8 protein-coding genes are annotated in these 6,957 nt (G+C 64.7%); 1 reads left to right on the forward strand and 7 read right to left on the reverse strand.

Going from position 1 to position 6,957, the window contains the following annotated elements; genetic code table 11:
* The 7 genes from MOV75_RS22050 to MOV75_RS22080 all read right to left on the reverse strand — a co-directional run.
* A partial coding sequence (locus MOV75_RS22050; RefSeq protein ID WP_247006606.1) for a DNA translocase FtsK 4TM domain-containing protein occupies nt 1-431 on the reverse strand: 431 nt, incomplete at its 3' end.
* 9 nt (nt 432-440) lie between these two features.
* Entirely contained in the window at nt 441-1,655 is a 1,215-nt protein-coding gene (locus MOV75_RS22055; protein WP_246929234.1) for an aminotransferase class I/II-fold pyridoxal phosphate-dependent enzyme, read from the reverse strand.
* Nucleotides 1,656-1,988: 333 nt separating this feature from the next.
* A complete protein-coding gene (locus MOV75_RS22060) occupies nt 1,989-2,393 on the reverse strand; it encodes a GFA family protein (RefSeq protein ID WP_246929235.1) in 405 nt (134 codons plus the stop codon).
* A 217-nt stretch (nt 2,394-2,610) separates the two neighbouring features.
* Nucleotides 2,611-4,059 carry an ammonium transporter gene (locus MOV75_RS22065; RefSeq protein WP_246929236.1) on the reverse strand — a complete coding sequence of 483 codons (1,449 nt, stop codon included), beginning with the start codon at nt 4,057-4,059 and terminating at the stop codon, nt 2,611-2,613.
* 37 nt (nt 4,060-4,096) lie between these two features.
* Nucleotides 4,097-4,435: a P-II family nitrogen regulator gene (locus MOV75_RS22070; protein WP_008142813.1), complete on the reverse strand. Its 339-nt coding sequence runs from the start codon at nt 4,433-4,435 to the stop codon at nt 4,097-4,099.
* 311 nt (nt 4,436-4,746) lie between these two features.
* On the reverse strand, nt 4,747-6,048 hold the full coding sequence (locus MOV75_RS22075) for an ammonium transporter (RefSeq protein ID WP_247006607.1): 1,302 nt from the start codon (nt 6,046-6,048) through the stop codon (nt 4,747-4,749).
* Nucleotides 6,049-6,188: 140 nt separating this feature from the next.
* Nucleotides 6,189-6,527, reverse strand: coding sequence for a P-II family nitrogen regulator (locus MOV75_RS22080; protein ID WP_027535359.1), 339 nt, complete (start codon nt 6,525-6,527; stop codon nt 6,189-6,191).
* A gap of 238 nt (nt 6,528-6,765) precedes the next feature.
* Between MOV75_RS22080 and MOV75_RS22085 the strand changes: the two genes are divergently transcribed.
* On the forward strand, nt 6,766-6,957 hold a 192-nt coding region (locus MOV75_RS22085), incomplete at its 3' end, for a DUF4339 domain-containing protein (RefSeq protein WP_247006608.1).

Consider the following 6,957-nt stretch of genomic DNA (forward strand, 5'->3'; position numbering starts at 1 on the left):
AGGCCGGTCGGCAGCGGCCATGCGCCGCCATGCGGCCAGCAGCTGACGAAGCCCGCCGCAATCACCGTGCAGAGAATCCAGGAGCCCAGCCGCAGCGCTTCGCGGTCGAACGGGCGATGCGTCATCATGCGCCAGCCCCAGACCGCGACGGTCAGGACCAGCATGATCGCCCCGAGCCCGAGAATCTGCATCGCGAGATCGGCGCCGATCGCACCGGCATAGCCGAGGATGTTGCGGATCGGCCGCGAGGTGGCGTGGCTGAGGCTGGGATCCTGCACCGACCAGGTCATCAGTGCGGCTGAGGCGACGCCGGCCAGCGTGATCAGGCCGAGGCCGGTGAGCTCGCGCATGCGCCGCGCCAGACCCTCGCGGATCGAGGGCGGCAGATGGCCGACCAGTGGAATGACACGTTCGATTGCCGACATGCTCATGGGCCCCGCCTAACCCAGAGTCTCGACCAGGCGGTGCAGCGCCTGCGCCGTGGTCTCGCCATCCTGCACCAGCGCGAGGCGAATGTAGCCCGCGCCGGGATTGAATCCGTCAGGCTGCTGCCGCGCCAAAAAGCTGCCGGGCACCACACGCACGCCTGCTTCCGTGAAGAGTTTCAAACACACCGACACATCGTCGCCGATCGCGGACGTGTTGAGCCAGACGCAGAAGCCGGCGTCGGGCCGGCGATAGCCGTAGCGATTGCCGATGATCTGGTCGGCGAGATCGAACTTGATCCGGTAAAGCCTGCGGTTCTCCTCGACATGCGCTTCGTCGCCATAGGCAAAGGTCGCGACGTGCTGGAGCGGCACCGGCACCTGCGGCGCTGCGATGTTGCGCAGCTCCAGGAAAATCCCGATGAACCTCTTGTCGCCGGCGGCGAAGCCGACGCGCAGGCCCGGCAGGTTCGAGCGCTTCGACAGCGACTGGAACGCGGCCACACGGGTGAAGTCCGCACCCGCGCATTCGAGCGCGCTGCCCGGAGCTTCGCGGGTGTAGATCTCCGAATAGCACTCGTCGCTGAGGATCATGAAGCCGTGGCGATCGGCGAGGCTCTTCAGGCGCGTGAAGTAATCGCGCGAGGCGACCGAGCCCTGCGGATTGGCGGGCGAGGCCAGATAGAACGCCACGGTGCGCGCCAGCGTTGCTTCGTCGATGGCGTCGAGATCGGGCAGGAAGCCGTTTTCGATCGTTGTCGGCAGATGGACCGGCTCGCAGGCCGCAGCTAAGGCGCCGGCGCCATAGACCGGATAGAACGGGTTCGGCATCAGGATCGCGGGCTTGCCGGGACGCGGGCCGACGTAGCGCTTTGCTGCGATCGCGGCGAGGAACAGCCCCTCGCGGCTGCCATTGAGGACGAGAATCTCGCTTCGGGGGTCGAGCGGCCGCGGCAGCTTGAATCGCGACGACAGCCAGGTGCTTGCTGCCTGACGGAACGGGTCGGTTCCCTGGTTCATCGGGTAGCGGCCGAAATCGGCGATGTGCTTGGCCAGCACCGGGCCGACGAAATCAGGCACGGGATGCTGCGGTTCGCCGACCGCGAGCGAAATCAAGGGCTTGCCGGGCTGATGCGGGGCCAGCAGCTCGTTCAGCCGCACAAAGGGCGAGCGTTCGGTGTCTAGGCTTCCACCGGCCTGCGGCGCGCGGGATGAAGCGGTCATAGCCATTCTGGGCGCCAGCACTCTTGGAACAGCCGGTCGCGCGAAGGCCCCGGCGGGAAGCGGTTCACTTCACCATAGATAGGGCGAGGTTAAGACGCGATTAACCATCGGCTTTCCGCGTCATCAAGAGTCAATTCCGTGACCCAGATCGGAGGTCCGGCCCGTCCCGAGCGGGGGTGGCGATGCCGGGGCCACCTCTCCCGCTTGCGGGAGAGGTCGGCGCGCAGGGCCGGGTGAGGGCTCTTTCCTCTTGGGAAATCCCACTGCGGAGGCACCCCCACCCCGGCCCTCCCCCGCAAGCGGGAGAGGGAGCGCACCGTCCTGCGGCGCGATCGACGCTCAACGCCCCGGCAGCTTCTCGAACGTCTTCATGCCCGCCGGGATGGCGTGGAATTCCTGGATGTCGCAGGTGTAGATCGCCATCTGCGGATGGAACTGCTTTGGCTCATCCAGCGTGCCGACTTTCAGGATCGCCGCCGGCAGGCCCGGAGCCCTGGTCACCAGATGGGTGCCGCACTCGGCGCAGAATTCGCGCGTGACGGCGCGTTCGAGGTCCTTGCGGGTGAACTGCTTGGGTTGCCCCAGGACGTAGCTGAAGCCGGCCGCCGGCATCGCGATGAAGGTGTTGGGCGCGCCGCCCGTAATGTACTGGCACTCGCGGCAATGACACTGGGCCTGCATCATTGGATCGCCTTCAGCCACGTAGCGCACTTCGCCGCAATAGCATCCGCCTTCCAAACGCATGACCACCTCCCGATTATCGTTTCTTGTGGTCGATATTTCTGCGCCGGTGGCGCGGAATGGCAATCCCTTTCTTCGGAACCAAATCAGAAAGCGCCCTGCCAAAAGAAAGGGGCTCCAGCTTGCGCTGGAGCCCCTCAACGGTCAGGGCATTGCCGGGTATGTGCCCGAACCGTAGGTCTGGGCGCGGTCTCCGGGGAGACCGCGCCCGGGAGGAGACTTACATGTTGTAGGCGCGCTCGGTGTGCTCGGTGATGTCGAGGCCTTCACGCTCGCTCTCGACATTGGTGCGCAGACCAACGATCACGTCGACGACCTTGTAGAGGATCGCCGAACCGATGCCCGACCACACCAGCGTGGTGCCGACGCCCCAGAGCTGGGCGATCATCTGCGCCGCGAAGTCGTAGTCGCCGACCTTCGGCGGGATCGCGGTGTAGTCCATGACGCCCGCGCCACCCAGAGCCGGGTTGACGAGGATGCCGGTGCCGAGAGCGCCGACGATGCCGCCGATGCAGTGGACGCCGAACACGTCGAGGCTGTCATCGTAGCCGAGCGCGTTCTTCACGACGGTGCAGAAGAACAGGCAGACCACGCCGACGATCAGGCCGAGGACGATCGCGCCCATCGCGCCGGAGAAGCCGGCGGCAGGCGTGACGGCCACGAGACCCGCGACAGCGCCGGAGATGACGCCGAGCACCGACGGGTGACCCTTGATGATCCACTCCGCGAACATCCACGACAGCGCGGCGGCTGCGGTGGCGACGAAGGAGTTGGTCATGGCGAGGGCTGCGCCGCCGTTGGCTTCGAGGTTGGAGCCGGCGTTGAAGCCGAACCAGCCGACCCAGAGCAGCGAGGCGCCGATCATCGACATGGTCAGCGAGTGCGGAGCCATCAGCTCCTTGCCGTAGCCGACGCGCTTGCCGATCAGGAGAGCGCCGACGAGGCCTGCGATGCCGGCGTTGATGTGCACCACGGTGCCGCCCGCGAAGTCGATCGCGTCCTTCTTGAAGATCCAGCCGGCGTCGGCCTTGATCTCGGCGAGCTTCGCCTCCGCCGCGGTCTTCGCCGCCGCGTCAGTGGCAGCAGCGAGCGCCTTGGCTGCGTCCTGGATCAGGTCCGGACCCTGCCAGTACCAGACCATGTGCGCGATCGGGAAATAGATCAGCGTGACCCAGAGCGGGACGAACAGCGCGATCGCCGCGAACTTCATGCGCTCGGCAAAAGCGCCGACGATGAGGGCGGGCGTGATCGCCGCGAAGGTCATCTGGAAGCAGACATAGATGAGCTCCGAGATGTTGGCGTCGACCGAGAAGGTCGCAGCCTTCGTATCGGTGGTCACGCCCATCATGAAGGCTTTGGAGAAGCCGCCGATGAAGTCGGAGCCGCCGGTGAAGGTGAGGCTGTAGCCGTACACGGCCCAGATCACGGTGACGACGCAGACGGTGTAGAACACCTGCATCAGGACGGAGAGCATGTTCTTGGAACGGACGAGACCGCCGTAGAACAGCGCAAGGCCCGGGATCGTCATCAACAGCACCAGCACTGTCGATGTCAGCATCCAGGCGTTGTCTCCCTTGTTGACCGTTGGCTCGGCATAGGCTGCGGTCGCAGCGAACAGGCCGACTGCGAGAGCCGCCAATCCCGCGCCATAGGGACGCTTGAACGTCATAATATTCACTCCTGATTGGATAAGGTTGAGCGCGAAATCAAAGGGCCGCGGCATCGGCCTCGCCGGTGCGGATGCGCACCGCGTGGTCGAGGTTGATGACGAAGATCTTGCCGTCGCCGATCTGTCCGGTCTTGGCGGCAGACGTGATGGCGTCGATGGTCTTGTCGACCTGGTCGGAGGCGACAGCGACCTCGATCTTGATCTTGGGCAGGAAGCTCACGGCATATTCGGCGCCGCGATAGATTTCCGTATGGCCCTTCTGGCGGCCATATCCCTTGACTTCCGTCACCGTGAGACCGTGAACGCCGATGGCGGTCAGGGCGTCCCGGACTTCTTCCAACTTGAATGGCTTGATAATCGCCATAACAATTTTCATGGGTCCTATCCCCGCTTGGGCCCGGTCCGGACATGGCCGGGCGTTTCTCGACTGGTTCGCCACGAGGGAGAAAGTTCACTACGCGGGCACAGCCGGGACCCTTAGAATCAAATGCCGTGCCAGATCAGGCGCATTGCCTAACGGACTATGAAGACGGGGGTTTTCGCATTTGACGGGTATGGCGGTGCGGTGCGCTATTCCGTCGCGCCCAAAACGTGGTCACACCTGATTAAAACGCGAGCACGACAGGCTGCCGACACAATGTTGCTCACGCGCCGGGCAGCCGAGAGGTAATTAAGTAGCGTCGCGCTCTATTGCAGGGCTTCGCCGTGCTGCGAAATATCCAGCCCCTCGAGCTCGTGCTCACGGGATACGCGCAAGGGCACGAACAGGCCGACCAGCTTGAGCAGGATGAAGCTCACGCCCGCCGACCAGACGAAGGTGACGGCGACGCCGTAGAACTGGATCAGCAGCTGCTGCGGATGGCTCTCGAACAGGCCGGCGGTGCCGCCGATGGCGCTGGTTGCGAACACGCCGGCGAGCAGGGTTCCGGTCAGGCCGCCGATGCCGTGGACGCCGAACACGTCGAGCGAATCGTCGTAGTTGAAGCGGTGCTTCAGCCAGGTACAGGCCCAGTAGCAGACCGCACCGGCGATGATGCCGATGACGATGCCGTGCCAGGGCGCCACGAATCCGGAGGCCGGGGTGATGGTGCCGAGACCGGCCACCGCGCCGGAGATCATGCCGAGCACCGAGGGCTTGCGCCGGGTCGACCATTCGATCGCGGCCCAGGTCAGCGCGCCGGCGCAGGCGGCGAGATGGGTCGCGATGATCGCCATCACCGCGCGTGAATTGGCAGCGCCCGCCGAGCCGCCGTTGAAGCCGAACCAGCCGACCCACAACAGGCCGGTGCCCATCACCGCGAGCGACAGATCGAACGGCGAGAGATTTTCGGTGCCGTAGCCGTGGCGGCGCCCCATCACCTTCGCGGCAATGAGGCCGCTGGTGCCGGCCGACAGATGCACCACGAGACCGCCCGCGAAGTCGAGCACGCCCATGCTGTTGAGGAAGCCGCCGCCCCACACCCAATGCGCCAGCGGAATGTAGACGAAGATGAACCAGGCGACGGAGAACAGGAGATAGGCGGAGAACCGCATCCGGTCGGCGACCGACCCCGCGACCAGCGCCACCGTGATGATCGCGAACGTCATCTGGTACAGCATGAACAGCGCTTCCGGGATGGTCTTCGCCGCCGGATTGACGCTGTCCATGGTCATGCCGGCGAGAAACCAGCGGTCGAGCGTGCCGATCCACGGGCCGTCGCCGACGAAGCAGAGCGAATAGCCGAACGCGACCCAGAGAATGGAGATCAGCGTCACCGCGGCGAGGCTCTGCGCCATGGTCGCGAGCACGTTCTTCTTGCGCACCATGCCGGAGTAGAACAGCGCGAGCCCCGGGATGGTCATCATCAGCACCAGCGCGGTGGCGACGATCATCCAGGCGGTGTCGGCGGAGTTGATCTCGGAGCCTGCGGCGTGTGCCGACGATGTCGTGATCGACGCAAACCCGATCGGCGCAGCGATACACGCCGCGCGGCGCAACAATCCCGCCATCTCGTTTCCCCCAGCATAGAAATTACGTCGCACGCTATGGCGTCGTTGCCCGGTGCGATCGACGAAGACGTTATTTGGTCAGAGCGTTTTCAAGCGAAATGGATACCGGTTCGCGTCAGGAAAACGCGTCAAAACAAAATCTAGAGCGCGTCGCTGTCGGTTTCGCCGGTGCGGATGCGCAGCGCGTGATCGATCGGCGTGACGAAGATCTTGCCATCGCCGATCTGCCCGGTGCGCGCGGAGGCGGTGATCACACCCACGGCCTTGTCGGCGATGTCGGAGGCGACCGCGATCTCGATGCGCAGCTTGGGCAGGAAGTTCACGACGTATTCGGCGCCGCGATAGATCTCGGTGTGGCCCTTCTGGCGGCCATAGCCCTTCACCTCTGTCACGGTCATGCCGTGGACGCCGATCGCCGTCAGGGCCTGGCGGACCTCGTCGAGCTTGAAGGGTTTGATGATCGCGACGACGAGTTTCATGGTCTGGCCTATTCCCCGGGATGCGCCGCGCCGTATGTCCCCGGCGCTGCGTCAATCTGGCATCTTTCCGGGCAAATGGCATAAAAAAGTTGCAGGTTGAAGCGGAAAAACGTTTGGCCATGTGAACCGGCGCCTCTGTACAGGGCAGCCGTTCATCCTTCACAATGCATTTTTGGCATGGATGCGGTGAACCCAAGCATCCGGGCCGGTACATAAGTATGTTCGAGGGGGACGGTACATGGCGAGTTGGTTCTACGCATCCGAGGGCAAGCAGCAGGGGCCCTTTCCGGAGGGGCAATTTCGCGACCTCGTCGCCCAAGGCGTCGTGCGCCCGGACACCCTGGTTTGGACCGAGGGCATGGCCGGCTGGCAGAAGGCCGCCGAAATCCCCGGCCTGGTCGGAGGTGGCAGCGCGCCGCCGATGATGCCG

It is taken from the genome of Bradyrhizobium sp. PRIMUS42 (genome assembly GCF_023006515.1).
Lineage (GTDB): Bacteria > Pseudomonadota > Alphaproteobacteria > Rhizobiales > Xanthobacteraceae > Bradyrhizobium.